Here is a 26,159-nt window from a genome sequence, read left to right on the forward strand (position 1 = left end):
CGGGCGCCGGCGCCGGCTCAGCCCAGCCGGGTGGCGGGCGCCGGCCCGGCGGCCGCGGCGAGCGCGTCGGCGACCGGCCCGATATCCTCCGTGGTCAGCGCGGACACGGTCACCCGTACCCCGGGGGGAGAGTCCATCCGGAAGCGGGCGCCGGGGGCGACTGCCCAGCCGGCGCCGAGCATCCGGGTGACCGCGCCGGTCTCGTCCGGCACCGGCACCCAGACGTTCATACCGCTGCGGCCGCACGCGGCCACGCCCCGCTCGCACAGCGCCCGCACCAGGGCCTCGCGGCGCCGCCCGTACGAGGCGGCCACCGCGGCCGGGTCCACCGCTCCGGTACGCCACAGGTGGGCGACGGCGTCCTGGAGGAGGTGGCTCACCCAGCCGGGCCCCAGCCGCTGCCTCCCCCGTACCCGGTCCACCGTGACGGTGTCCCCCGTGAGCACGGCCAGCCGCAGGTCCGGGCCGTACGCCTTGGCCACGGAGCGGACCAGCACCCAGTGCTCGGTGGTGCCGCCGAGCGGGTGCGGCGGCAGGTCCACGATGTGGTGGCCGTGGTCGTCCTCGACGAGCAGGACACCCGGGTGGGCGGCGAGCACCCGCCGCAGCTCCCCGGCCCGGCCGGCGCCGATCGCCGCGCCGGTGGGGTTCTGCGCCCGGGCGGTGACGACCAGCGCCCGGGCCCCGTCCGCGAGGGCACCGGCGACCGCGACCGGCAGCGGACCGTCGTCGTCCACCGCCACCGGCACCGGCCGCAGGCCCAGCGCCGGCACCAGGTCGAGCAGCCCGCCCCAGCCGGGGTCCTCGACCGCCACCGCGTCCCCGGGCCGCAGATGGGCGGCGAGCACCCGTTCGATGGCGTCCAGTGCACCGGAGGTGACGGCGACCGGGCCGGGCGGCACGCCATCGGCGTCGAAGCCGTCCCGGGCCAGGCGGCCGAGGGCGGGGGAGATCTCGGGGGCGCCGTAGAGGACCGGGTGGTCCCGGCCCGCCGCCGCGGCGGCGGCGAGCGCCTCGGCGAGCGGGGGCAGCAGGGCCGGGTCCGGGTTGCCGGTGGCCAGGTCCCGGCCGCCCTCCGGCACCTCCACCCCGATCGTCTCGCGCCAGGTGGTCGAGGGCCGGGGACGGACCCGGCTGCCCCGGCGTCCGGCGGTCTCGATCACCCCGCGGTCCCGCAGCAGCCGGTACGCGGACGCGACGGTGTTCGCATTCACCCCCAGCTGCCCCGCCAACTCGCGCATCGGCGGCAGCACTTGGCCGGGCCGCAGGTCACCGGCGCCCACCGCCCGTTCCACGCTGGCGGCGATCTCGGCTGCGCGCCGCCCTTCGATCCGATATTCTCCTAGCACAAACAACAGTATGCACTAGTGCAATGGAGGGCGCCATGTCGGAGACCGACGGCACCGAGTACCGGCCGACCGGACGCACCGTCCCCACCCGCTCCCGGGACCGCGCCCGCTACGACCGGGAACTGGTCCACGCGATACTCGACGCCGAGTACGTCTGCCACCTCGGCTTCGTGCGCGACGGCGCCCCGGTGGTGCTGCCCACCCTCTACGGGCGGGTCGGGGAGCGGCTCTATCTGCACGGCTCGACCGGCTCCCGTCCGCTGCGCGCGGCCGGCGACGACCCGGGGCTGCCGGTCTGCGTGACCGTCACCCACGTGGACGGCCTGGTGCTCGCCCGCTCCGCCTTCCACCACTCGATCAACTACCGCTCGGTGGTGGTGCACGGCACCGCCCGGCAGGTGACCGACGAGGCCGAGTGCCGGGCCGCCCTGGACGCCCTGGTGGACCACGTGGTGCCCGGCCGCTCGGCCGACTCCCGCCCCGCCAGCGCCAAGGAGCTGGCTGCCACCGCCGTCATCCGGCTGGACCTGGAGGAGGTCTCGGCGAAGATCCGCACCGGCGGGCCCAACGACGACCCGGAGGACCTGGCGCTGCCGTACTGGAGCGGAGTGCTGCCGGTGGCCCGGACCTACGGGGCCCCGGAGCCCGCCGACGACCTCGCCCCCGGCATCCCGGTCCCGGAGTACCTCTCCGCCCGCTGAGGTACGGAACGCCCGGAGACGGCCCCGGCCGGTGCTCCCCCCTCGCCGGATCTTCCGGCGGGCCGGGTTCCGCCCGGCCGGTGCTCCCGGTGGCCCCGCGCGTGACGCCCGCCCCGGTGGCGTCCGCACCGGCCGGAACCCCCGTCACCCCTGGTGTCCGACGGCCCGCCCCGCCGCGCAACGGTGTCCGACGCCCCGGCCGGACGGACCGACCGGGCGCCCCCGGGAAGGGAACGCCCCCCTGACGGCACGGACGGGCCGACCGGACGGGCCGACCGGACGGACCCCCGCCGGGCGCTCCCCAGGGAGACGCGGCCCGTTGGCCGCACGGACGGACGGCACGGGCGCACCACCACGGCGGGCCGGGCGCCAGGGCAGCCACTCCACGCGGAACGGGCGGGCGGCGGGGCCGTACCGGGCACCGCAACCGCACCGGGCGTACCGGGACCGGGCGTCTCACCGCGACCCGCCGGGCGCACCACCACGGCGGGCCGGGCCGGGCCGGCCCGCCGCACCGGCACGGGCGGGCCGTACCCGGCCGCCCGCCGGCACGCCTGGACGGCCGCCGGCACACCCGGACGGCCGGCCCGGTGCGCCAGAGGGCCCGGTGCCGCGCCGTGGCCGCCGGACGATCAGCCCGCGGGCGCGGCGCCCGGCGAAGCCTCCGCGCCCGGCCGGGTTTCCGGCGGCGCCTCCGCGCCCGGCCCCGCTCCGCGCGCTTCCGCACCCGGCCGGGTCGCCGCGCCCGAGCGGGTCTCGGCGACCGCCAGGGCGGCCACCGCCGACAGCAGCACCGCGGTGCCCAGCACGGTGGCACCGGTGAGGTGTTCGTCCAGCAGCGCCACCGCGATCACCGCGGCGGTGACCGGCTCGATGAGGGTGATCACCGTCACCGTGGTGCCGCGTACCGCCGCCAGCCCGGCGAAGTAGAGCCCGTAGGCGAGCGCCGTGGGCACCGCGGCCATGTAGCCCAGCAGCCACAGGGTGCGGGCGAGTTCCTCCCCGTGCGGCCACAGCCCCTCCCAGCCGGCGAAGGGCAGCAGGCACACCGCGCCCACCGCGAACGACGTCATGGTGGTGGTGTACGGGTCGTGGCCGCCGGAGCCCCCCAGGTGACGGGTGTAGACGGTGAGCGTGGAGTAGCCCGCGGCGGACAGCAGGGCGAGCAGCACCCCGGCCGTCCGGACCGTGCCGGTTCCGCCGCTGCCCAGGACCAGGACCATCAGTCCGGCCAGCGCGCCCGCCACCGCGAAGGTTCCGCCGGCACCGAGCCGTTCGCCCAGCAGCAGCCGGCCGCCGAGCGCCACCATGACCGGGGCGGCGCCGAGGGTGACCACGGTGCCCACCGCGAGCCCGGTGTGCTGGACCGCGCCGAAGTAGGCGGTCTGGAAGACGGTCAGGCCCGCGCCGGTGACCACCACCCGCTCCATCCGGCGGCGGCGCGGCTCGGCGGGCCGGCGGCGCGGCCCGGGGGTGCGGCGGCCGCGCAGCGGCCGGGCGGCGAGCAGCAGGAGCAGCCCGCCCAGGGTGCGCCAGAAGGTGAGCGCCAGCGGGCCGAGGCCGCTGCCCCGGTAGAGCAGGGCCGCGGCGGCACCGGCGGTGCCCCAGGCGACGGCGGCCACGGTGACGTAGAACAGGCCTCTGCCCACGGGCAGGGCAGGGGAAGGTGAGGTGTGCACGAAGGGTTCTCCCGCGGAGGACGAGGAAAGCAGGTGTCATCCGTGTGCGGGCAGCACGGGGACGGCCGGGTCACCCGGCCGTCGGACGGCCGGACACCGGCCGCGTCGCGCGTCGCGCGCCCCGGTGGTGTCCCGGGGCGGTCGCTGCCCGCGTCAGGCGGCGGGAGGCGGGAGAACGGTCATGGTCGTCGGCACGGCGCCACCCTACAAGGTCGCGTCGCGCCGGCCCCCACCGGTCCGGGGCGCCCCGGACCCGGACCGCCCCTTCCGTGCCGGCTTCCCGCACCGGCCCGTCCGCCGCCGGCCCGGGCCCGGCGAACCGGACCCGGCGAACCGGCAGGGCCGGCCCCGGCCACCGGCTAGCGGTGGGTCGCCGGGCGGGACGGGGCCGCCGTCTCCTCCGGCTCGCCGTCCCCGCCGGCGGCCCGGTCCACGCCGGCCGCCTCCGCCACCGACCCGGTCACCGGGGTGCCGTCACCGGCCGTGGGGGTCGAGGTCTGTGCGATGAACGCGCCGGCCAGCACCAGGGCGCCGCCGACCACCTGCACCGCGCCCAGGTGCTCGCCCAGCAGCACCCAGGCCAGGACGGTGGCCACGACCGCCTCCAGGCACGCGACCACGCCGGCCACCGGGGGCGAGAGCCGGCGCACCGACAGGACCCCGGTCAGATAGGCCACCACGGTGGCGACCAGCACCAGCCAGGCCAGCAGCAGCACGGCCGGTACGCGGACCGTGTCGAGTTCGGCGCGGCCCGCCAGCACCGACCAGTCGAGGTTCCAGGGCCGGGCCACCGCGGTCAGTGCGATCGCGCCGATCAGCAGCCCGTACGCGATCACACCCAGCGGGTCGGCGGCGTTCTCACCGTCGCCACCGTGGTCGGAGAGGACGAAGTAACCGACCTGGCAGCAGGCCGCGCCGAGGGCGAGCGCCAGTCCCAGCGCGTCGAAGCCGAGCCCGGACCAGACCTCCACCACGCAGGCGAGTCCGCCGGCCGCCAGCACCACGCCGACCGCGGCGGCCCGGCTGACCCGGCGGCGCTGGACGAACCGCACCCAGGCCAGCACCAGCGCCGGGGCCAGGTACTCCACCAGCAGCGCGACGCCGACCGGGATCCGGGAGATGGCGGCGAAGTAACACGCCTGGACGCCCGCCACGGCGAGCAGCCCGAACCCGGCGAGCAGCGCGGGGCGGCGGCGCACCAGCGCGCGGTGCCGCCAGGCCACGGGCAGCATGACGACGGCGGCGAACGCGGCCCGCAGCCAGGTCACATGGAGCGGTTCCAGCCCCGCCTCGATCAACGGCTTGGCCGCGACACCCGAACCACCGAACGCGAGTGCCGACGCCAGGGCGAGCCCCAGGCCGGCACTCCTCCCCTCAGACGCTTGCATCGGCACATCATGCCAGCTCCCGTCAGGACCGTCACTTCGTTGACTGCTGGCGCAGCGGTCGGTCCCCGGGCGCGTACCGGCCACCCCGGCCGGCCCTTGTGCGCCGCCATCCGCCCCGGTCACGCCGGTGGGCACCGACCGGCACCAACCGGGCCTCGGGGCGGCACCGGCCGGCCGGGGGCGGTCCCGTGCGGCGGCCCGGCCGTACGAAGGACCCTCCCCGCGCCGACCGGCAACCCCGCCGTGCAGGCCGTCTCCCGGCCACCCGCCCACCTTCTCCCCGCCGCGCCCCTCCCGTGGCGCCGGTGGCCGCCCGTCCTCGCGGTCGTCCGCCCGGCCGCGTGCGAGCCGCACCCGGGCCGGGGGCCGGGCGCGGCGGCGGGCCACCGGTCGCCGATTGGCCGTACCGGCGGCGCGGCGCCGCCCGCTACCGTCCCGGCATGCGCATCCGTATCGTCGACGCCTTCACCGACCGGCCGTTCGGCGGGAACCCGGCCGGTGTCGTCCTGCTGGACGGGGACGCCTTCCCCGAGGACCGCTGGCTCCAGCGGGTCGCCGCCGAGGTGAACCTCTCCGAGACGGCGTTCGCCCACCGGCTGCCGGGCGGCGGCCCGGCCGACTGGGCGCTGCGCTGGCTGACCCCGGCCACCGAGGTGGCCATGTGCGGCCACGCCACGCTCGCCACCGCCCATGTGCTGCACACCGCCGAGGGGGTGCGCGACACCCTCCGGTTCCGCACCCGCAGCGGTGTGCTGACCGCCACCCCGGAGGAGGACGGGGCCATCACGCTGGACTTTCCCACCGCCCCGCTCACCCCGGCCCGGCCGCCCGGCTGGCTCGCCGGCGCCCTGGGCGCCCCGGTGCTGAGCGCGCACGACACCGGCCCGGACGTCGGGGACCTGCTGGTCGAGGTCGCCGACGAGGCCACCGTCCGCTCACTGCGGCCGGACCTGACCGCGCTGGCCCGGCTGGAGAACCGGGGGGTCATCGTCACCGCCGGCGCCGCGGACCCGGACTGCGGCTACGCGTTCGTCTCCCGCTTCTTCGGTCCCGCCGTGGGCATCGACGAGGACCCGGTGACCGGGAGCGCGCACACCGCGCTGGCCCCGTTCTGGGCCGCCCGGCTGGGCCGGCAGGAGCTGACCGGGCTCCAGGCCTCGGCGCGCCCCGGCCTGGTGCGGACCGCGCTGCACGGCGGGCGCACCCGGCTCACCGGCTCGGCGGTGACCGTCATCGACGGCGAGCTGCTGGCCTGAGCCGCCCGGGACACCACGGCCGCGGGCCCGACCCGGCACGACGGCCGCGGGCCGGGCCCGGGGCGCGACGGCCGCGAGTCGACGCGGGGCACGACGGCCGCGGGCCGACGCGGGCCGGGCCCGGGGTCCGGCGCGGTCGGACGGCCCCGCCGGTCCCCGGGCCCGGAAGGACCGCACAGGCGTCACGACGGGGACAGCCGAGGGGGACGAGGACGAGCCAGGGAACCGGACGGGATCGCGGCGGTTCCGGCACGGCGGCCGGACGAGGTGGAGCCGGCGGTTCGGGCGGCCCGGCCGGAGGACACCTGAAGCCGACCACCGGTGCCGTCCGCCCCGGTCAGGCGGTGGGCAGCCAGTCCACCCGACCCTCCAGCAGCGCGTACCCGACGAAGGCCACGATGTCGATGAGGGCGTGCGCGGCGACCAGCGGGCCCACCCGGCCCCAGCGCCGGTACAGCAGCACGAACACCACGCCCATCGCCATGTTGCCGAAGAAGCCGCCGATGCCCTGGTAGAGGTGGTACGAGCCGCGCAGCACCGCGCTCGCGGCCAGCGCCGCCGCCGGGGTCCAGCCCAGTTGCCCGAGCCGGCGCAGCAGGTAGCCGACGACGATGACCTCCTCCAGGACGGAGTTCTGCACCGCGGAGGCCACCAGCACCGGGATCTTCCACCAGACGTCGGGGAGGTTCTCCGGGACCACGGTCAGGTTCGCCCCGGCCGCGCGCGCCCCGAGGTAGAGCAGCAGCCCGGTGCCGCCGATGCACGCGGCGACCACCGCGCCCCAGGCGAGGTCGAACCGGGGCCGGCGCAGGTCGAAGCCGATCACCGGCAGGCCGGCGCCCTCCCGCAGCAGCAGGTGTGCCACCAGCGCCACCGGCACCAGGGCCGTGGTGATGCCGAACAGCTGCCAGGCCAGGTCCAGCCAGGGGCGGCCGGGGGCGTCGGAGGAGTTCAGCGTGGCCGCCTGGTCGGCCAGCCCGCCCGGCTCGGTGACCGACCCGAGGAAGCTGATGAGCGCGCCCACCGCGCTGGCGCCCAGCGAGAGCGCCAGCACCAGCAGCAGTTCGCTGCGGAGCAGCCGCCGGAGCCGGCCGTCCTCCGCCGGCACCGCATCCGCCGCGTCCCGCGCCTGTGCCTGCACTCCCGCCTCCGCCACGTTCACACCGCCTCCTCCGCCGGACCGGCTCGTCCGGGGTCTCCCCAGGGGAGGTCCTAGCTTGCCGCACGCCCCGGCGCGGCACGAAGGAAGGGGGCGGACCGGCGGTTCCACGGGCGCGGGGGCCCGACGGGTCGGTGCCTGGAGCCGGGACCGTGAGCCTGCGGGCCCGGGGGCGGTGCCTGGAGGAGTGGCCGGGAGCCTGCTGCCGGGGCCGGGGCCCGCCGGAGGTACGGCACGGCGGCCGCTGGGCTGGCCGGTGCGGCGCGGCGCCCCGGCACCCGCCCCGCGGGCCGAGCGGCTCCGCCCCACGGAGCGTAGGAGTAGGAGTCCGGGCCCGTGCGGGGACGGCACCGGGCGGGGCGAGCCGGCGGCCGGTGCGGCGTGGCGCCGGCCGTCCGCGCCGGGCCGGTGTCGATCCGGCGCCGGTCCGGCGTCAGTCCGGCACGGTGACCGGCCAGGTGTGCACCGGCTCCCCGGTCCGCATCAGGGCGCAGTAGCGGCGGGTGGTGGCGGCGAGCGCGGCCTGCCGGTCCATTCCGGCGGCGCGGGCCCGGTGGTACGTCTTGACCTGCCAGGAGGCGCCGTTCGTCCGCTTGCGGCAGCGCTCCTCGATCACGCCGAGGTAGCGGTCGCGGTCGGCGGGCTCCACGCCCCAGGCGTCCAGTCCCGCCGCGGCCAGCGGCAGCAGCTCGTCCAGCACCAGGCGGGTGGCCGGGACGCTGGCGAGGGAGGGGGAGCGGCCGGGGCGCGGCCACTGGAGCACCGCGTCGATGCCGTGCCGGCAGGCCGCGTCGAAGTTGGCCGCGGCGGCGCCGAACGGCAGCCGGGTCCAGATCGGGCGCGGCTCGTCGGCGAGGGCCCGCACCACCCCGTAGTAGAACGCCGCGTTGGCGACGACGTCGGCGACCGTGGGCCCGGCGGGCAGCACCCGGTTCTCCACCCGCAGGTGCGGCACGCCGTCGGAGACGGCGTAGACCGGGCGGTTCCAGCGGTAGACGGTGCCGTTGTGGAGCACCAGTTCGTGCAGGTCCGGCACCCCGCCCTCGTCGAGGACGCGCAGCGGCTCCTCGTCCCGGCCGGAGGAGAGCAGCGGCGGGAAGTAGCGCAGGTTCTCCTCGAACAGCTCCCTGGGGTCGCTGATCCAGCGTTCGCCGAACCAGGTCCGCGGCCTCACGCCCTGGGCGGCCAGCTCCGGCTGGCGTACGTCGATGGACTGCAGGAAGAGCGGGACGCGGGACTCCCGCCACACCTCGTGGCCGAAGAGGAAGGGCGAGTTGGCGCCGACCGCGATCTGCGCCGCGGTCACCGCCTCGGCGGCGTTCCAGACCGCGGCGAACCGCCCCGGCGTCACCTGCAGGTGGAGCTGTACCGAGGTACAGGCGGCCTCCAGGGCGATGGAGGGGGTGGCGCACGCGAAGTGCTCCACGCCCGCGACGTCGATCCGGAAGTCCTCGCCGCGGGCGGCGAGCATCTCCTCGTTGAGCCGGCTGTAGCGGGCGTCCCCGGACAGGTGGGCGGAGCCGAGGGCATCGGCGTCCAGGGTGGGCAGAATGCCGATCATCACGATCTGCGAGGATTCCTCGCGGGCCTTGCGGTCCGCATATGCCAAACCGGTGCGCAGTTCCTCCGCGAGCTGGTCCAGAACCCGGCCGTGCAGCCGGTGCGGCACAATGTTGACTTCAAGATTGAACTGCCCGAGTTCGGTCTGGAAATCCGGGCTGGCGATCCGTTCGAGAACTTGCGCGTTCATCATTCTCGGCATGCCATCGGGACTTGCCAGATTCAACTCGATCTCCAGCCCCATGAGATTCCTGGGACGGTCGAAGCGCTGCTCGTCCAGGAGGCGTGAGAGGCCGTCCAGGCACTCGCGGAGCCGGCGTCGCTGCCGCTGCCGGTCGGACAGGTCGAACTCGCCGGCCACGACCTTCTCGCCCATCGACGCGCCCTCCTCGAAGTCACCGGCCGCGGTCCGGCCGGGGAGTCTCGGTCGATGATGCCCAGCCGATGTGATCGATAACGCCCCACACGCCAGGCTCGCCCGGTAGGCTCTGCACAGTGATGCGGCCCGCAGGACGGCGACCCCCTCCGCATTGCCCCGGAAAGCCGTATATGTGCCCGCGGAAATCACCGACCGGAATCGGCCTACCATATCCGCGCAAGAAGATGAGGTCGCCTCCCGGCATAAGCCGCAGATTTGACCGAATCCCCGCCGGCGGTAAGTCCGGAAAAACCCTTGTGGGTAAACTCGCCCTGGGATAGCGGAAAGCCCATGGGAACATGTGTCGTATAAACTCGCGGCAGAGGCAGAGAGTCGTCACCCGGGATCGCCCGGCCCACCTCTGACCTTCACCTCCCGTCGGTGCCGTCCTTGCCCGGCCCGCACCGCACCACCGTGTCTCCAAGTGAGAGGCGACCCACCATGCCGCTGCTCGTTCCCCCGGCTCCCGCGCCCGCGCTGCGCAGCGTCCTCACCGCTCTGGGCTCCCCCACCGCCGTGCGCGAGGACCGGACCCCCGCGCTCCGCGTGCTGCCGGGGCCGTTCACCGCCGAAGCGCCACTCCCGCTCCACGTCCTGGCCGGCGACGGCCGTCCCGGCGGCCCGCCGCTCACCCGGCTGGCCGGCTGGCGGTTCCTGATCCGCTGCGGCGGCCGGTCCGTCGCGGTGGCCGAGGCCGTCGTCACCGCGGACGGCTGGGCGTTCTCCCGGTTCAGCGAGGGTCCGTACGTGAAGTCCACCGAGCAGGCGCTGGCCCAGGCGGAGTCGCTGCCCACCGCCTACCAGCCCCGGCTGCTGTCGGTGCCCGAGCTGTACATGCTGACCCTGTGGCTGCACGGCGACACCGCCGCGGACCCGGCCGCCGGCTCCCCCGCCCCCGGCGACCCGCTGGTGCCGCTGGCGCCCGCGCCGCCCGGCATCGCCGCGTACCGTCCCTACCGGGCCGCCGACCTGCTGCCGGTCATCGGCGTCCGGACGGCGCCGCGGCAACTCCCTGGCCCGCTGCTGGGTTCGCCGGCCTGACCCACCGGACCGGCACGCGCCCCGCCCCGACGTCCCCCGGCCGGCGGTGTCCGCGCGGCCGGTCCGGTTCCCCGCGCCCGCGCCCCGGCACCCGGGCGCGGGGCGCCGCCACGCCCGCGTACGCCCCCTCCGGACGAGCTAGTCCACCCGGGCCATGCAGAACCATCCGAAGGGGCGGTGCGGTTCGGCTGAACCGCCCGCACGGGTGACGCGTCCTTCCCCGGTGAGGAGTGCTGCCGCGAAATCCCTGCGGAAGTACGGCCGCAGGGCAACACTGGGACCGACACGCCGATCGTCAACGGAGCACGGGGGGACCATGAAGGCCACATCCAGCCTCAGGACCGTCACCGCACCACAAGGGAAGAAAGCGTCCATGTGCCAGCACCAGCCGCCCTGCCCGCCGGCCCACTCCGCCGACCGGGAGGCCGCCCACGTCGTGGCCACCTACCCGGAGCAGGGCTGGAGCCTGCTGTGCAACGGTGTCCTGCTCTTCGAGGACACCGGTGAACTGCTGCCGGACGGCCGGGTGATCGCCCCGCACCGTCCGCTGGGCGCCGGCCAGGTCGTCACCGCGGCCTGACCGGCCGCGCGGGGGCCGCCGGCCGGGGGCTTGGCCGCGCGGCGCACCGGACGGCCGTCCGCACCCGCACGGCGACGAACCACGGCACACGGCACACGGCACACGGCACACGGCACACGGCAGGGCGTAACGGAAGGGGCACCGCCGGCGGGTGGTGCCCCTGAACACGAAGGCCGGTCCGGCGGACGCCGGACCGGCCTCACTGCCGTCCCGGGGCGCGGCGGGCGGGCCACCGCGCCCCGGGACGGGGGCGTCAGCCCTCGTAGTCCTCCAGCGGCGGGCAGGAGCACACCAGGTTGCGGTCGCCGAAGGCGCCGTCGATCCGGCGCACCGGCGGCCAGTACTTGTCCGCGGCGCGCACCCCGGCGGGGAAGGCCGCCACCTCACGGCTGTACCCGTGGTCCCAGGCACCGGTCACCGAGGCCGCGGTGTGCGGCGCGTTCCGCAGCGGGTTGTCGGCCGGGTCCCACTCCCCCGAGCCGACCTTCTCGATCTCCTGGCGGATGGCGATCATGGTGTCGCAGAACCGGTCCAGCTCGGCCAGGTCCTCGCTCTCGGTGGGCTCGATCATCAGCGTCCCGGCGACCGGGAACGACATCGTCGGCGCGTGGAAGCCGTAGTCGATCAGGCGCTTGGCCACGTCGTCCACGGTGACACCGGTGGCCTTGGTGAGCGGCCGCAGGTCGATGATGCACTCGTGCGCCACCAGGCCGCCGGGGCCGGTGTAGAGCACCGGGTAGTGCGGCTCCAGCCGCTTGGCGATGTAGTTGGCGCTGAGCACCGCCACCTGGGTGGCCCGCTTGAGCCCCTCGGCGCCCATCAGTCGCACGTACGCCCAGGAGATCGGCAGGATGCCGGCCGAGCCCCAGGGGGCGGCCGAGACCGGGCCGACGCCGGTCTCCGGGCCCGCGGCGGGCTGCAGCGGGTGGTTGGGCAGGTACGGCGCGAGGTGCGCGCGGACCGCGACCGGGCCGACGCCCGGGCCACCGCCGCCGTGCGGGATGCAGAACGTCTTGTGCAGGTTCAGGTGCGACACGTCGCCGCCGAACTTGCCCGGCCCGGCGAGGCCGACCAGCGCGTTGAGGTTGGCGCCGTCCACGTACACCTGGCCGCCGGCCTCGTGCACGGCCGCGCAGATCTCGCTGATGTGCTCCTCGAACACGCCGTGCGTGGAGGGGTAGGTGACCATCAGCACGGCGAGTTCGTCACGGTGCTTGTCGATCTTGGCGTGCAGGTCGGCGGTGTCCACCTCGCCGTCCTCGCCGGTCTTCACGACCACGACCTTCATCCCGGCCATCACGGCGCTGGCGGCGTTGGTGCCGTGCGCGGAGGACGGGATGAGACACACGGTGCGCTGCTCGTCGCCGTTGGCCCGGTGGTACGCGCGGACCGCCAGCAGACCGGCCAGCTCGCCCTGGGAACCGGCGTTGGGCTGCAGCGAGACCGTGTCGTAGCCGGTGACCTCGGCCAGCCGCTCGGACAGCTCCCGGATCAGGGTGAGGTACCCCTCGGCCTGCTCGGCCGGCGCGAACGGGTGCAGCCCGCCGAACTCCGGCCAGGTGACCGGCTCCATCTCGGTGGTCGCGTTGAGCTTCATGGTGCACGAGCCCAGCGGGATCATGCCCCGGTCCAGCGCGTAGTCGCGGTCCGCGAGCCGGCGCAGGTAGCGCAGCATCGCGGTCTCCGAGCGGTGCTGGTGGAAGACCGGGTGGGTCAGGTACGTGCCGGTGCGCAGCAGGCCGGACGGCAGCGCGTCGTCGGTGGCCGAGTCCAGCTCGTCCACGCCCGGCAGCCCGTCGGCCACCCCGAACGCCGCCCAGACCGCGGCGAGTTCGGCCCGGCCGGTGGTCTCGTCGCAGGAGACGCCGACGTGGTCGGCGTCGGTCAGCCGCAGGTTGACCCCGCGCTCACGGGCGGCGGCCACCACCTCGGCGGCCCGGCCCGGCACCCGGGCGGTGACGGTGTCGAAGAACGCGTCGTGGACCACCTCGACCCCGCCGGCGCGCAGCCCGGCGGCCAGCACCGCGGCGTAGCGGTGGGTGCGGCGGGCGATCTCGGCCAGGCCCTCGGGGCCGTGGTAGACCGCGTACATGCCGGCCATCACCGCCAGCAGCACCTGCGCGGTGCAGATGTTGCTGGTGGCCTTCTCCCGGCGGATGTGCTGTTCCCGGGTCTGCAGCGCCAGCCGGTACGCCTTGTCGCCGTCGGCGTCCACGGAGACGCCGACGAGCCGGCCCGGCAGGTTCCGCGCGTACGCCTCGCGCACCGCCATGAAGCCGGCGTGCGGGCCGCCGAAGCCCATCGGCACACCGAACCGCTGGGAGGAGCCGACCGCGATGTCGGCACCCAGCTCACCGGGCGGGGTCAGCAGGGTGAGCGCCAGCAGGTCGGCGGCGACCGTGACCACCGCGCCCAGCTCGTGCGCCCGCTCGATCAGCGCCCGCGGGTCGCGGACCGCGCCGGAGGCGCCCGGGTACTGGAGCAGCACGCCGAACACGCCGCGCTCGGCCACCTCCGCCGGGATGCCGTCGGTCAGGTCCGCGACCACCACCTCGACCCCGGTGGGTTCGGCCCGGGTCCGGATGACCGCGATGGTCTGCGGCAGGCAGTCGGCGTCCACCAGGAACACGCCGTCCTTGACCTTGCCCACCCGGCGGGAGAGCGCCATCGCCTCGGCGGCGGCGGTGCCCTCGTCCAGCAGCGAGGCGCCCGAGGTGGGCAGCCCGGTGAGGTCGGCGACCACGGTCTGGAAGTTCAGCAGCGCCTCCAGCCGGCCCTGGGAGATCTCCGGCTGGTAGGGCGTGTACGCGGTGTACCAGGCCGGGTTCTCCATGACGTTGCGGAGGATCACCGGCGGGGTGTGGGTGCCGTGGTAGCCCAGGCCGATCATGGAGGAGAACACCTGGTTGCGGTCGGCCAGGCCGCGCAGCTCGGCGAGCACCTCGGCCTCGGTGCGGGCCTCGGGCAGCCGCAGCGCCTCGGTGTTCTTGATCACGTCGGGGACGGCGACCTGGGTCAGCTCGTCGAGGGAGCCGAAGCCCACCTGCGCGAGCATCTTCGCCTGCGCCTCGTCGTCGGGGCCGATGTGGCGCCGGGCGAACGGGGTGCCGCGCTCCAGCGCTGCGAGGGAGATGCGGTTGGCGGTCATCTGCGTGAGGCCTCCTGGTCTGTACGACCTGCGAGGGGCACCGCGGCGCGGGTGCCCGGACGGCCTCCCCCTCTGTCATCTCAACCTGAGAGCTTCACCGGCCGGGGCCGGTTTTCACCGTCGGTGAGGAGGGGTTTCCGGAGCACGCGCTCGCCGGTGGCCCACCCTGCTTTCCAGAGTGACCTCGCCCGCACGGTACGTGTGCCTGAGAGATTCCGGGGAGGATTTGCTCCTTCGGCGCCTCCGGCTCGCCCACCCGTCACCGGAATTCCGGTGGCGGCGGTGGTCTCGCCGGGGGACTCTCCCGCACGGGGTCTGCAGCCACGGCCAGCCTACCAGCGCCGATGCCGCCGGAAACCCTGGCGGGAGCCCCCGGCACCCCCTCTCAAGTGGCCCTCCGCCGCGATGTGGCGTTTTGTAGGTGTCACGGGAAACGATCTACCGGAGAACAGTTTTCGTCAGCGGGAGGAACCGTGCAGGCCGACATCGATCCGCGCCGGCTGATCGGGCGCAAGGTCTTCGACCGGAGCGGCGCCCGGCTCGGCACGGTGGACGAGGTGTACCTCGACGACGCCACGGGGGAACCGGAGTGGGCGGCGGTGCGCACCGGGCTGTTCACCCGGGACGTCTTCGTCCCGCTGCGCCCCAGCGAGGTGGTGGACGACACCCTCCGGGTGCCCTACGAGCGCGCGCTGGTCAAGAACGCCCCGGACTTCGGCGTCGGCCGCCACCTCTCCCCCGAACAGGAGCTGCAGCTCTACCACCACTACGGGCTGGACGTGAGCGGCTGAGACGCCCCGGGCGCACGCGCGCGGCGGGACGGTGAGCGGGAGAGTGGCCGGGGCCGCCTCCACCGCGCGGGGAGCGGGCGCCGGCGGGCGCGCACGGCCGGTCGCCGTACGGGCACCGGGCGGCCCCGGCCGTACGTGTCCGGGCCCGCGCGGAGCGCCGCGGCGCGGTCACGTCGCCGCCGGCCCCCGCCGTCGTCCATCGCCCGCCGCCGTCCGTGCCCCGGCGCGGTACCGGGGCGTACGCCGCGGCGGTGGCACCCGCGCGCGGGCGCCCCGGTGCACCCGCGCGCGTCCAGCCCCGCCCGGGCCGCCGTGCGCCCGCACGCGGACGCGCCCGGTGGCCGCCGGGCCCGCGCCCGCACGCTTCCCCTCGCCGGGCCGCCCGGTGCGGCGGTCGCGGCCCTCGCCGGCCCCGCGCGCCGGACGGCAGGCGGGCGGGCGGGCGGGCGGGCCGATGGTCACCCGCCCCGGCCCTCGGCACGGCCCGGTGGCCGCGGAGTACGCGGGCGAGGCCATCGGAAGGAGCCCCGGGCACCTGACGCGCTCTGGGGCGCGCCAGGTGTCCGGACGGACGTCACCGGTGGCGCGGCACGCCCCGCGACCCGGCGGCCGCCGCGGGAACACACCGGACCGCGGCGGCCTGCCCGCTCGGTCCCGGCCGGCCCCCTCAGTCGCCGGCCGGCCGGTCGGCGGTCCGGTCCCGGGCGAGGATCGAGGGCGGGTCGGCCGGGCTGAGCTCCGGGTCGTCCACGGCGAACGTCCGCACCCGCCCCGGAGCCGACCAGGGACCCTCGAACCGCACGGTGACCCGGCCGACCCCGCTGCCCTGGACCCAGCCGGCGCCGTACTCGGCGTGCCGCACGTCGGTGCCGGGCAACCAGCGCCGTGACGGCCCGGTGCCGGTCTCGTCCCGGAACGGCTGCACGGCCGCGAGCGGGCCCTGGGGCGGCGCTCCCGGTACCGGTGCCGCGGGCACCGCCACGGGGGCGGCAGCGGGGCTCCCCGGGGCCCGCACGGCCTGCGGGGCGGCTCCGGGGGGCGCCGGTCCCGTCCCGTACGCCTCCCCGGCGCCGGGGGCCGCCGCACCGGCCGGCCCGGACGCGGCGGGCACCGTACCCGCGTCCGGGCCGGCCGGTGCGGCGGCCTGCGCGGCGTGCGCGGCCTGGGCGAACAGGTCCTCCTGGGTGTAGTCCGCGAGCCCGGTGACGCCGACCCCCAGCAGCCGCACGCCCTCGGTGGTGTCCACCTGCTCGATCAGCCGGGCCGCGGCCTCCTGCACCACCGCCACGTCGTCGGTGGGCCCGCGCAGGGTCTCCGACCGGGTGAGGGTGGAGAAGTCGTAGCGGCGCACCTTGATCACCACCGTCCGTCCGGACCGGCCGGCGCCGCGCAGCCGCGCCACGCACCGCTCGGCGAGCCGGGCGATCTCCAGCTGCACCCGGGTGCGGTCGGTGACGTCCTCGTCGAAGGTGTCCTCCACCGACACCGACTTCGACTCCCGCTCGGCGACCACCGGCCGGTCGTCGCGGCCGTTGGCCATCGCGTACAGCTGGGTCCCGTGCGCCCGGCCGAGCAGCCTCACCAGCTCCGCCTCCCCCGCCTCCCGGGTCTCCGCCACCGTGTGGATACCCGCCCGGCGCAGCGTCTCGGCGGTCGCCGGGCCGACGCCGGGCAGGGTGCGTACGGTCAGCGGGCCGAGCAGCTCCCGCTCGGTGCCGGGTTCGATGACCACCAGTCCGTCCGGCTTGGCCCGCTCCGAGGCGATCTTGGCGAGCATCTTGGAGCCGGCCAGACCGACCGAGGCGGTGAGCCCGGTCGCCCGGAGGATGTCGGCCCGCAGCCGCTCCCCCACCGCACGGGCGCCTGCGGTGTCCTCGGCCACGCCCCCGGCCTCCAGGTCCACGAAGGCCTCGTCCAGGCTGAGCGGCTCCACCAGCGGCGACAACGCCCCCAGCAGCTCCATGACGCACTCGCTGACCTGCCGGTAGAGCGAGAAGCGGGGACTGAGGTAGGCGGCGTTCGGGCAGAGCCGGCGGGCCTGGGCCATGGCCATCGCCGAGCGCACCCCGAAGACCCGCGCCTCGTAGGAGGCGGTGGCGACCACCCCGCGCGGCCCCAGCCCGCCGACGATCACCGCCTTGCCGCGCAGGCTCGGCTTGGCCGCCTGCTCCGCCGCCGCGAAGAAGGCGTCCATGTCCAGATGGAGGATGGTCGGCGCGCCTCGCACAGCTCCGATGTTCCCGCATGCCACTGACATCCGAACCGCACGGGTGTGCGAGGACCGGCGGTTCCTGCGTGCCCGTGGCCTGCGCGGAGCGCGGCCGGCGAGGGGACGCGGGGGCGGGCCAGGCGGGTGGCCAGTGCGGGCCGGCTCAGCCGGCCCGGTTGCGCCGCCGGGCCAGCTCGTCGGCCGGGTTGTGGCCGATCAGCGTCTCACCGGTGTCCACGCGCTCGCCGTGCAGCTGCGCCAGCCCGGCCTCCACGTCCCGCCACACCACGCCGACCGCGATGCCGAAGACCCCCTGGCCGCCCTGGAGCAGTTCCACCACCTCGTCGGGGGAGGTGCACTCGTACACCGAGGCACCGTCGCTCATCAGCGTCATCCGGGTCAGGTCGTCCATGCCGCGGGTGCGCAGGTGCCGTACCGCGGTGCGGATGTTCTGCAGCGACACCCCGGTGTCCAGCAGACGCTTGACGATCTTGAGGACGACGACGTCCCGGAAGCTGTACAGCCGCTGGGTGCCCGAACCGTACGCCGGCCGCACGCTGGGCTCCACCAGTCCGGTGCGCGCCCAGTAGTCCAGCTGGCGGTAGGTGATGCCCGCCGCCGCGCACGCCGTGGGGCCGCGGTAACCGATCACCTCGGACACGCTCTCGTGCCGGGGCCCGGCCTGTGCCGTGACCCGATGCCTGGGAGCCGGTTCGGCCGGGGCTCCCCCCTGGAGCGGATACGGACCGCCGGCCGCCGTGCCGTCGCCGGTGCTTCTCACGCCGACCTCCGTCCTTGACCTGCCTTCTCGACGGTAGGCAGTCACCCGGGGTGCGTCAACGATCGCCACACTCGGCACGCCGAGTGATAATCACCCTGAGGGTGGTTTCCCGTGACTCCGCCGCGGGAAAGGCTACTCGAATACGCTCGGACAGGGGTCCGAATACGGCCTTCGGGCGCGTCGCGCCGGCCGTTCCGCCGCTCCGCCTCTCCTCAGCGCCGCTCGCGGGGCCCGCCGGCCCGGGGAAACGCTGCACCGGTGCTCGGCGCGAACGGCGGGAACGCCGGGAACCGCCGTCACACAGGTCCGGGCCGGGCGTCCGCGGACGGCGCCGCCCCGGCGGTACCCGGCCGGACACCGTCCGCCCGGGTCAGCGCGCCGGGCAGGCCCCGGAGGCGGCGCACACCGCGCCACCGCCGTACGCCCGGCTCACTGGCTGCTGGTCCCGAAGTCCTCGGGCGAGATCTGGTCGAGGAACTCGCGGAACTTCTCCACCTCGTCCTCCTGCTCGTCCGGGATCGCGATGCCCGCGTCGTCGAGCACCCCGTCACTGCCGTAGATCGGCGTGCCGGTGCGCAGCGCCAGCGCTATGGCATCGGAGGGCCTGGCACTGACCTCCACGCCGCTGGCGAAGACCAGCTCCGCGTAGAAGACACCCTCGCGCAGGTCCGTGATGCGGACCTCGGTGAGCTGCTGGCCCACCGCTTCGAGCACGTCCTTGAAAAGATCGTGCGTCAAGGGGCGTGCGGGGGTCATGCCCTGCTGGGCGAAGGCGATCGCGGTCGCCTCGCCCGGCCCGATCCAGATCGGGAGGTACCGGTCGCCTCCCACTTCACGCAGGAGCACGATCGGCTGGTTGGACGGCATTTCCACCCGGACACCCACCACGTCGAGCTCGTTCACACAGCAACCCTAGGACGTGCGCGGCCGGTTTGGATAGTCGGGCCCGCGTTCGGTCAGTCCGGACGGGACCGGAGGGCCGATTCCAGCAGGGCCGCGTGGAGCCGCACGGTGAGCGTGGCGATCTCCCGGGCGGTGGCCTCCGCATGGGTCCTGGTCTGCGGATTCCGGTGCCGGCGCAGTGGTGCGACCACCTGTTCGACCAGCCCGGCCTCACGCTCCGCGGACGCCTTCACGGCCCGCAGGTGGCGCGACTGCAGGCCGAACCTGCCCAGGTCGGAGATGATCCGCGCCAGCGGCACCGCCTCGGCCTCGTAGCGGCCGTCCCGGCCGGGCCCCAGCAGCCCGTACGACTCCCACTCGGCGAGTTCCTCCTCGCCGACCTCGGCCGCCGCCATGAACTCGTCGCGCCCCAGCCGGGCCGCGGCGGGGCGCTGGAGGTCGATCTCGGCGCCGTCGGACAGCTCGCGGACGGCGGGTGCCGCCCCGGGCGTGGGCGGCTGCACCGGCTCGCCACGTTCCAGGGCGTCCAGGTGCTCCCGGATGACCTTCAGTGGCAGATAGTGATCGCGCTGCATGCGCAGGACGTGGGCGAGGCGCTCCACGTCCTGCTCACGGAACTTGCGGTACCCCGAAGGCGTCCGCTCCGGCTCCACCAGGCCCTCCGCCTCCAGGAAGCGGATCTTGGAGATGGTGACCTCGGGGAACTCGTCGCGCAGCAGGTTGAGCACCGTGCCGATGCTCATCGGGCGGCGGCCCGAGGCGGCGCCGGAACCGGCGCCGCCCGACGGTGTGTGGAGCATGGAGCCTTCCGCTCAGGGGGTCAGATACCGACGCCTCGCTGGCTGGCGTAGAAGACCATCCGGTACTTCCCGATCTGGACCTCGTCACCGTTGTTCAGCGGTGCGGCGTCGATCGCCTCCCGGTTGACGTACGTCCCGTTGAGGCTGCCGACGTCCGCGACGGTGAACCGTCCGTCGGGGCCGCGCCGGAACTCGACGTGCCGCCGCGAGACGGTGACATCGTCCAGGAAGATGTCGCTCTGCGGGTGGCGACCTGCCGTGGTCAGCTCGCTGTCGAGCAGGAAACGGCTGCCGGAGTTCGGCCCGCGCCGCACCACCAGCAGGGCCGAGCCGGGCGGCAGCGCCTCCACCGCGGCCTGCGCCTCGGGCGAGAGCGACGGCAGCGGCGTCTGGCCGGTGACCTCGGAGTCGTACGCCTCCAGGCCGGAGATGGAGATGGTGGAGGTCGTCTCCGAGGCGCGCTCGGCGTGGACCCCGCTGCGCAGCGGCGTGCCGCAGTTGGAGCAGAACCGGCTGGTCTCCGCGTTCTGGTGGCCGCAACGGACGCAGGGAGCCGTGCCGACGCCGCCGGCGGACTCCTGGAAACCTATGCGGCCGGCACCGGCGGACGGCGCGCCACCGTGCACCTGGTCGCGGAAGAGCGGGCGCTGCCCCTCCCCCGCGCCACCGTCGGCCGTCTCCGGAGCGCGGTAGCGACCGGTGCCGCTGCCGCCGTCACGACGTGCGCTCTTGCCGAACAACTTCCCGAACAACTTCACGGGCGATTCCCCTTGACCGAAACAGACCCGCCCGTGGGGCAGGACAAACCCTCGTAACCCTGAATACACACACCGGTCGAGCCGGACACCCTCACAACGTCCGTGACCGTCAGACAGTTTCCACCACGCACCACCGATCTGGTGCTCCGACCCCCCACAACCTCATGCCCTGCCCAAGATCGCGTCATTCCTCCCCGCCTCACCGCGATGACGACCGAGCGTAGTCAGGCCGCTCCATCGGCCGCAAGGCGTCCACGACGATCTTCTCCGAGCGCTGGATGTCCACTGTGGCCTGCTCTTTCTTCAGAGTCTGCACCACGCCGCCCGGGATGTTCAGGGCCGGCTCCAGGTCTTCCGGTTTACCGATCACCTTGAACACGAAGGGCTGCGTGACCTTCCGTCCGTCGATCCGGACGCCGTCGTCGGCGTCCGTGAAGTACGTGTCCGCGACGACCCGCACGTCGTTCACCTGGATCGCCTCGGCACCGGCGGCCCGCAGCTCCTGGATGGCGTCCAGCAGCATGTCGGCGCGGACCGCGCCGCCCGAGTCCCGGATCGTGACCTCGATCCCGGGCCCCTCGGCCGCGACGGTCCCGGCGAGGATGCCCAGCTGGCGCTCCCGCTGGAGCGTCTGCCGACGGGCCTCCTCGGCCTGGTCCGAACTGTTCTCCAGCTCGTTGCGCTGGGTCTCCAGGCGCTGCTTCTCGTCCGCCAGCCGCTGGGTGCGGTTGTCCAGTTCGTCGAGAATGCGGACCAGGTCCTCCTGCCGGGCCCCGCGGAGCACGCTGTTCTCGTTGGTGGACCGTACCTGAATGGCCAGCCCCAGGCCGAGCACGAACAGCAGCAGCGCCACGATGAGTTGGGCCCGCGTCAGACGCGGCGGCCACAGCGCGTCGATGAGCCGCCGGCGCCCGCTCACCGGCTCCGTGCCGTCGTCCCGGCCCGGACTCCCGGGGTGATCACCGCGGGAGTCCGACGGGCCGCCGGACGGCGCCGGGGGCTCCGCGGGCCGTCGCGGACCCGCGGACGCGTCCCCGGGCCCCGGTGCGGCCGCGGGCCGCGGCGGCTGCGGGCGCACCGGGGCCCGCGGGGGCTGCTGCGGCCCGGGCGTCCGCGCGGACCCGGCTCCCTGCGGGGACGGCGGCGGCCCGGGCTCCCGCCGGGGCCCGGCTCCCTGCGGCGGCGCCGGGGGCCGTTCGGGTCCGGGCGTCTGCCGGGGTCCGGCCGGCGGCCGCGGCTGCTGCTGCCCGGGTGCCCGTGGGGGCTCGGCCCCCTGCGCGGGCCCGGGCGTCCGCCGGGGCCCGCCCCGCTCCGCCGGCCGCGGAGGCAGGGGTCGCTGCGGGGGCCCGGGCGGCTGCGCGGAATCCGGTCGCCGCGGCGGCTGCGCCGGCCCGGGCGCCCGCCGGGGTCCGGCCGGCCGCCGCTCAGGGCCGGCGGGCCGGTCGCCGGGGCCTGCCTCAGGCCGGTCGCCGGGCCGCTCCCGGGGCCCGGCGGGCTCCCCGGCGCCGCCGGTGCCCCGCTGCTCGTCCTGCCGCTCGTCGCGCCCGGGCTTCTGGCGCTGCTCCCGCCGGTCGCCCGGCTGATCGTCGCGCCCGGGGGCCTGGTCCTGCTCCCGCCGGTCGTCCCGCTCGGGGGTCTCGTCGTCGCTCATCGGCCTCACGCCCGGAAGACGTGCCGGCGGATGGCCGCGGCGTTGGAGAAGATCCGGATGCCGAGCACCACCACGACGCCGGTGGACAGCTGGGCGCCGACGCCGAGCTTGTCACCGAGGAAGACGATCAGGGCGGCCACCACCACGTTGGACAGGAAGGACACCACGAAGACCTTGTCGTCGAAGATGCCGTCGAGCATCGCCCGCAGACCGCCGAACACCGCGTCCAGCGCCGCGACCACGGCGATCGGCAGGTAGGGCTCGATCTCCGTCGGCACCACGGGGCGGACGACCAGTCCGACCACCACTCCCACGATGAGGCCCAATACGGCGATCACGATGTGCCTGTGCCCTTCCCTGTGTCGGAGCCGCTGTCGTCCGCGGCACCGTCGATCGGCTCTGCGGTGCGTACGAGGAGACTCGGCGCGACCGGCAGCTTGAGTTGGTCCTTGACGGAAATCCGGGCCCGGATGCCGTAGTTGTCCTGCAACACCTTCAGGTACTGGCCGTCGGCGCTGTCCCGGAAGGCCCTGGCGAGCCGGTCCCCGTCCCCCACCGCAGACACCGTATAGGGCGGCACCAGCGGTTTGTTGTCCACCAGTATGGCGTCACCGGCCGCCCGGATCGCCGACAGCGCGGTCAGCCGCTGGCCGTTGACCGAGATCGCCTCCGCGCCCGACTCCCACAGCCCGTTGACGACGCGTTGCATGTCCCGGTCCCGGACCCGGCCGGTGTCGGAGAATCCGGCGCCCTCCCGGGGGCCGCCGCCCTCGGACTCCGCCTGGTCCGCGTCGTCGACGACCAACTCCACACCGGGTCCGGTGACCTCGGTGGCGCCCGCGAGCAGCGCCACCAGTTCGGCCCGCTCACCACCGTATTCCTTCAGCGCACGCTGCTGCATGTCGCCGACCTGCTCGCGCAGCGCGTCCACGCTGTCCTCCAGGTCGTCGGCCTCCGCGGAGTCCGACTCGACCCGGTCGATGAGTTTCTCGCGCTCCTTGGCGACCGTGGGGGCCGATATCCGGGCCTCCACCGCGCCGATGGTCACCACGCCGGCGGCCAGGACCAGGCCGAGGGCGAGACCGAGCTTGGCGCGCAGGGTGCGCGGCAGCCCCTGCCGGCCGGCGGTGCCGCGCCGCGCCGCCGCCTCGGCGTACCCGTCGTCGAGGCTGTGGTCCATCACATTGGTCAGCAGCGACATGGAGGCGTCGGGACGGGGGCGCCCGGGTGGCGGTGCGGTGCTCCGAACGGGGGGCTGCTGCGGCATGCCGCACATCGTCGCATGTCGGGGGCGCCGTCACCCAATGGCCCCACCGGCGTGCCGGATCTACGGGCCGGACGGGGGCCGGGACCCCCGTGCGGTGTCCCGGCCCCCGTCCGGCCCTGGCGACGTCGTCGGGCGGCCCCGGCGGCAGCCCGGCCGCCGGGGCGGTGCGGTCAGGAGGGACCGGCGCCCTCCACGATCTGGGACCACTCGTCCAGCAGGGCCTGGGCGGAGGCGTCGTCCGGCCCCTCGGCCCACAGATGGGTGACGGCCTCGGCCGGGTCGGGCAGCACCATGACCCAGCGGCCGTCGCTCTCCACCACCCGGACCCCGTCGGTGGTGTCCACGGACCGGTCCCCGGCGGCCTCGACGACCCGGCGCATCACCAGGCCCTTGACCGCCCAGGGGGTCACCAGGTCCCGGCGGAGCACATGGGCGCGCGGGATACGGGCGTCGATCTGGCTCAGGGTCAGCTGGGTACGGGCCACGAGGCCGAGCAGCCGGACGAAGGCCGCGGCGCCGTCGAAGACGCTGCTGGACTCGGGGATGATGAAGCCACCGCGCCCGTCGCCGCCGAAGATCGTGGTCTCGCCGCGGCCGACCCGGGTGAGGTCGTCGGGCGAGGTGGTGGTCCACTCCACCTGGGTGCCGTGGTACGCGGCGACCTGTTCGGCGATCCGGGTGGTGGTCACCGGCAGCGCCACCTTGCCGCTGCGCCGCTCGGCCGCGACCAGGTCCAGCATCACCAGCAGGGCGCGGTCGTCCTCGATGATCCGGCCCTTCTCGTCGACCAGGGAGAGCCGTTCGCCCACGGGGTCGAAACGCACGCCGAAGGCGGCCCGCGCGGAGGCGACGATCTCACCGAGCCGCACCAGCCCGGCGCGCCGGGCCTCCTCGGTCTCGGTGGGGCGGGTCTCGTCCAGTCCGGGGTTGATGGTCAGGGCGTCCACCCCGAGCCGCCCCAGCAGGCTGGGCAGGACCAGGCCGGCGCTGCCGTTGGAGGCGTCCACGACGACCTTGAGACCCGACTCGGCGATCCCGCTGGTGTCCACCGCGCGCAGCAGTGACCCGGTGTAGGAGTCGAAGACGCTGGACGGGAAGCTCAGGTCACCGATCTCGCCGGGGAAGGCGCGACGGTACTCCTGACGGGCGTACACCCGGTCCAGCTTCCGCTGTCTCGCCCCGGACAGGTCGGCGCCCCGCTCGTCGAAGAACATGATGTCCACCGAGTCCGGCACCCCGGGGGAGGTACGGATCATGATGCCGCCGGCGCTGCCGCGCGCGGTCTGCTGCCGGGCGACGGGCAGCGGCACGTTCTCCAGGTCGCGGACGTCGATCGCGCTCGCCTGGAGGGCGGAGATCACCGCGCGCTTGAGCGCCCGGGCGCCCCGCGAGTGGTCCCGGGCGGTGGTGACGGTGGCGCCCTTCTTCAGCGTGGTGGCGTAGGCGCCGGCGATCCGGACGGCCAGCTCCGGGGTGATCTCGACGTTGAGGATGCCGGAGACCCCGCGGGCGCCGAAGAGCTGGGCCTGGCTGCGGGACTCCCAGATGACCGAGGTGTTGACGAACGCGCCGGCCTCGATGGTCTTGAACGGGTAGACCCGCACGTTGCCCTGGACGATGGATTCCTCGCCGACCAGGCACTCGTCGCCGATGACCGCGCCGTCCTCGATCCGCGCGGCGCGCATGATGTCGGTGTTCTTGCCGATGACGCAGCCGCGCAGATTGCTCTGCTGCCCGATGTACACGTTGTCGTGCACCACGGCCTTGTGCAGGAAGGCGCCGGATTTGACGACGACGTTGGAGCCGACGACGGTGTGCTCCCGGATCTCGGCGCCGGCCTCCACCTTTGCGTAGTCGCCGATGTAGAGCGGGCCGCGGAGCACCGCGTCGGGGTGCACCTCGGCGCCCTCGGCCACCCAGACGCCCGGGGAGATCTCGAACCCGTCGAGTTCGACGTCCACCTTGCCTTCGAGGACGTCGGCCTGGGCCTTCACATAGCTCTCGTGGGTGCCGACGTCCTCCCAGTAGCCCTCGGCCACATAGCCGTAGATGGGCTTGCCTTCCTTCATCAGCTGCGGGAAGACGTCACCGGACCAGTCAACGGGAACATCGGGATCGACATAGTTGAAGATCTCGGGCTCCATCACGTAGATGCCCGTGTTCACGGTGTCGGAGAAGACCTGTCCCCAGGTGGGCTTCTCCAGGAATCGCTCGACCCGGCCCTCTTCATCGACGATGGTGATACCGAATTCCAGCGGATTGGGTACACGGGTCAGGCACACCGTGACGAGTGCGCCCTTCTCCTTGTGGAAATTGATGAGCTCGGTCAGGTCGAAATCGGTGAGCGCATCGCCGGAGATGACCAGGAAGGCGTCGTCCTTCAGTGCCTCCTCGGCGTTCTTCACGCTCCCGGCGGTACCGAGCGGCTTCTCCTCGTTGGCGTAGGAGAGCTCCATCCCGAGCTCTTCACCGTCCCCGAAGTAGTTCTTGACCAGAGAGGCCAGGAACTGGACGGTCACCACGGTCTCGCTCAGCCCGTGCCGCTTCAGCAGCCGCAGGACGTGTTCCATGATCGGCCGGTTGGCGACCGGAAGAAGTGGCTTGGGCATGCTTGAGGTCATGGGGCGAAGCCGGGTTCCTTCGCCACCAGCCATCACGACGGCCTTCATGTCGGAAGGGTCCTCCTCCAGGAGACGACGGTCATGCCATACCGACTGCCC

The 26,159-nt window shown here is 74.9% G+C and carries 20 protein-coding genes and 2 riboswitches; of the genes, 5 read left to right on the forward strand and 15 right to left on the reverse strand.

From position 1 onward, the window contains the following. Window positions 1-17: 17 nt before the first annotated feature. Complete coding sequence (locus tag IHE55_RS02550) at window positions 18-1,349, reverse strand: aminotransferase class I/II-fold pyridoxal phosphate-dependent enzyme (protein WP_197987518.1); 1,332 nt, start codon at window positions 1,347-1,349, stop codon at window positions 18-20. A gap of 35 nt (window positions 1,350-1,384) precedes the next feature. Here IHE55_RS02550 and IHE55_RS02555 point away from each other — a divergent pair, with 35 nt between their 5' ends. Beyond that, window positions 1,385-2,050 carry a pyridoxamine 5'-phosphate oxidase family protein gene (locus IHE55_RS02555; RefSeq protein ID WP_197987519.1) on the forward strand — a complete coding sequence of 222 codons (666 nt, stop codon included), beginning with the start codon at window positions 1,385-1,387 and terminating at the stop codon, window positions 2,048-2,050. A 632-nt stretch (window positions 2,051-2,682) separates the two neighbouring features. Here the strand turns inward: IHE55_RS02555 and IHE55_RS02560 are convergent. Continuing rightward, on the reverse strand, window positions 2,683-3,729 hold the full coding sequence (locus IHE55_RS02560; protein ID WP_197987520.1) for a DMT family transporter: 1,047 nt from the start codon (window positions 3,727-3,729) through the stop codon (window positions 2,683-2,685). Window positions 3,730-4,088: 359 nt separating this feature from the next. After that, window positions 4,089-5,117 carry an EamA family transporter gene (locus IHE55_RS02565; protein ID WP_197987521.1) on the reverse strand — a complete coding sequence of 343 codons (1,029 nt, stop codon included), beginning with the start codon at window positions 5,115-5,117 and terminating at the stop codon, window positions 4,089-4,091. Window positions 5,118-5,557: 440 nt separating this feature from the next. Between IHE55_RS02565 and IHE55_RS02570 the strand changes: the two genes are divergently transcribed. Then, window positions 5,558-6,373: a PhzF family phenazine biosynthesis protein gene (locus tag IHE55_RS02570; protein WP_197987522.1), complete on the forward strand. Its 816-nt coding sequence runs from the start codon at window positions 5,558-5,560 to the stop codon at window positions 6,371-6,373. A gap of 337 nt (window positions 6,374-6,710) precedes the next feature. Here the strand turns inward: IHE55_RS02570 and IHE55_RS02575 are convergent, their stop codons facing one another. Next, window positions 6,711-7,514, reverse strand: a complete 804-nt coding sequence (locus IHE55_RS02575; RefSeq protein ID WP_197991742.1) for a CPBP family intramembrane glutamic endopeptidase — start codon at window positions 7,512-7,514, stop codon at window positions 6,711-6,713. 451 nt (window positions 7,515-7,965) lie between these two features. Beyond that, the gene (locus tag IHE55_RS02580; protein WP_197987523.1) at window positions 7,966-9,468 is read right to left on the reverse strand and encodes a glutamate-cysteine ligase family protein; all 1,503 of its coding nucleotides are present in this window, start codon (window positions 9,466-9,468) and stop codon (window positions 7,966-7,968) included. A 483-nt stretch (window positions 9,469-9,951) separates the two neighbouring features. Here IHE55_RS02580 and IHE55_RS02585 point away from each other — a divergent pair, with 483 nt between their 5' ends. Together IHE55_RS02585 and IHE55_RS02590 are read left to right on the forward strand one after the other, a co-directional pair. Then, entirely contained in the window at window positions 9,952-10,551 is a 600-nt protein-coding gene (locus tag IHE55_RS02585) for a hypothetical protein (protein ID WP_197987524.1), read from the forward strand. Window positions 10,552-10,924: 373 nt separating this feature from the next. Continuing rightward, the gene (locus tag IHE55_RS02590; RefSeq protein ID WP_197987525.1) at window positions 10,925-11,131 is read left to right on the forward strand and encodes a DUF5999 family protein; all 207 of its coding nucleotides are present in this window, start codon (window positions 10,925-10,927) and stop codon (window positions 11,129-11,131) included. Between the two features lie 253 nt (window positions 11,132-11,384). Here the strand turns inward: IHE55_RS02590 and gcvP are convergent, their stop codons facing one another. Beyond that, window positions 11,385-14,279, reverse strand: a complete 2,895-nt coding sequence (gene gcvP, locus IHE55_RS02595; protein ID WP_197987526.1) for an aminomethyl-transferring glycine dehydrogenase — start codon at window positions 14,277-14,279, stop codon at window positions 11,385-11,387. 65 nt (window positions 14,280-14,344) lie between these two features. After that, a riboswitch (glycine riboswitch) is annotated at window positions 14,345-14,461 on the reverse strand. Window position 14,462: 1 nt separating this feature from the next. Continuing rightward, window positions 14,463-14,596, reverse strand: a riboswitch (glycine riboswitch). Window positions 14,597-14,752: 156 nt separating this feature from the next. Here gcvP and IHE55_RS02600 point away from each other — a divergent pair. Further along, on the forward strand, window positions 14,753-15,070 hold the full coding sequence (locus IHE55_RS02600) for a PRC-barrel domain-containing protein (protein ID WP_307826483.1): 318 nt from the start codon (window positions 14,753-14,755) through the stop codon (window positions 15,068-15,070). Window positions 15,071-15,737: 667 nt separating this feature from the next. Here the strand turns inward: IHE55_RS02600 and IHE55_RS02605 are convergent. From IHE55_RS02605 to IHE55_RS02645, 9 genes are all read right to left on the reverse strand, one after another. Then, a complete protein-coding gene (locus tag IHE55_RS02605; protein ID WP_197987528.1) occupies window positions 15,738-17,297 on the reverse strand; it encodes a DNA polymerase IV in 1,560 nt (519 codons plus the stop codon). Between the two features lie 145 nt (window positions 17,298-17,442). After that, window positions 17,443-18,060, reverse strand: coding sequence for a MerR family transcriptional regulator (locus IHE55_RS02610; protein ID WP_197987529.1), 618 nt, complete (start codon window positions 18,058-18,060; stop codon window positions 17,443-17,445). 429 nt (window positions 18,061-18,489) lie between these two features. Next, complete coding sequence (locus IHE55_RS02615) at window positions 18,490-18,963, reverse strand: bifunctional nuclease family protein (protein WP_197987530.1); 474 nt, start codon at window positions 18,961-18,963, stop codon at window positions 18,490-18,492. A gap of 53 nt (window positions 18,964-19,016) precedes the next feature. After that, a complete protein-coding gene (ftsR, locus tag IHE55_RS02620; protein ID WP_197987531.1) occupies window positions 19,017-19,763 on the reverse strand; it encodes a transcriptional regulator FtsR in 747 nt (248 codons plus the stop codon). Between the two features lie 20 nt (window positions 19,764-19,783). Next, window positions 19,784-20,659 carry a double zinc ribbon and FHA domain-containing protein gene (locus tag IHE55_RS02625; protein ID WP_197991743.1) on the reverse strand — a complete coding sequence of 292 codons (876 nt, stop codon included), beginning with the start codon at window positions 20,657-20,659 and terminating at the stop codon, window positions 19,784-19,786. A 61-nt stretch (window positions 20,660-20,720) separates the two neighbouring features. Continuing rightward, window positions 20,721-21,599 carry a DUF881 domain-containing protein gene (locus IHE55_RS02630; RefSeq protein ID WP_197987532.1) on the reverse strand — a complete coding sequence of 293 codons (879 nt, stop codon included), beginning with the start codon at window positions 21,597-21,599 and terminating at the stop codon, window positions 20,721-20,723. Between the two features lie 578 nt (window positions 21,600-22,177). Then, window positions 22,178-22,510, reverse strand: coding sequence for a small basic family protein (locus tag IHE55_RS02635; RefSeq protein ID WP_197987533.1), 333 nt, complete (start codon window positions 22,508-22,510; stop codon window positions 22,178-22,180). Next, on the reverse strand, window positions 22,507-23,439 hold the full coding sequence (locus IHE55_RS02640) for a DUF881 domain-containing protein (protein ID WP_197987534.1): 933 nt from the start codon (window positions 23,437-23,439) through the stop codon (window positions 22,507-22,509). The genes IHE55_RS02635 and IHE55_RS02640 overlap by 4 nt, the downstream gene beginning before the upstream one ends. 170 nt (window positions 23,440-23,609) lie before the next feature. Continuing rightward, a complete protein-coding gene (locus IHE55_RS02645; RefSeq protein ID WP_197987535.1) occupies window positions 23,610-26,108 on the reverse strand; it encodes a mannose-1-phosphate guanyltransferase in 2,499 nt (832 codons plus the stop codon). Window positions 26,109-26,159: the final 51 nt, after the last annotated feature.

The sequence above is a fragment of the Streptomyces pactum genome, from assembly GCF_016031615.1.
GTDB lineage: Bacteria > Actinomycetota > Actinomycetes > Streptomycetales > Streptomycetaceae > Streptomyces > Streptomyces pactus.

Bases quoted from the DNA above. Each gene is read 5' to 3' on its own strand.
- IHE55_RS02645 (WP_197987535.1), bottom strand. From the start codon at position 26,108: ATGAAGGCCGTCGTGATGGCTGGTGGCGAAGGAACCCGGCTTCGCCCC.
- IHE55_RS02590 (WP_197987525.1), top strand. From the start codon at position 10,925: ATGTGCCAGCACCAGCCGCCCTGCCCGCCGGCCCACTCCGCCGACCGG.
- IHE55_RS02555 (WP_197987519.1), top strand. From the start codon at position 1,385: ATGTCGGAGACCGACGGCACCGAGTACCGGCCGACCGGACGCACCGTC.
- IHE55_RS02585 (WP_197987524.1), top strand. From the start codon at position 9,952: ATGCCGCTGCTCGTTCCCCCGGCTCCCGCGCCCGCGCTGCGCAGCGTC.
- IHE55_RS02640 (WP_197987534.1), bottom strand. From the start codon at position 23,439: ATGCCGCAGCAGCCCCCCGTTCGGAGCACCGCACCGCCACCCGGGCGC.
- ftsR (WP_197987531.1), bottom strand. From the start codon at position 19,763: ATGCTCCACACACCGTCGGGCGGCGCCGGTTCCGGCGCCGCCTCGGGC.
- IHE55_RS02580 (WP_197987523.1), bottom strand. From the start codon at position 9,468: ATGGGCGAGAAGGTCGTGGCCGGCGAGTTCGACCTGTCCGACCGGCAG.
- IHE55_RS02565 (WP_197987521.1), bottom strand. From the start codon at position 5,117: ATGCAAGCGTCTGAGGGGAGGAGTGCCGGCCTGGGGCTCGCCCTGGCG.
- IHE55_RS02570 (WP_197987522.1), top strand. From the start codon at position 5,558: ATGCGCATCCGTATCGTCGACGCCTTCACCGACCGGCCGTTCGGCGGG.
- gcvP (WP_197987526.1), bottom strand. From the start codon at position 14,279: ATGACCGCCAACCGCATCTCCCTCGCAGCGCTGGAGCGCGGCACCCCG.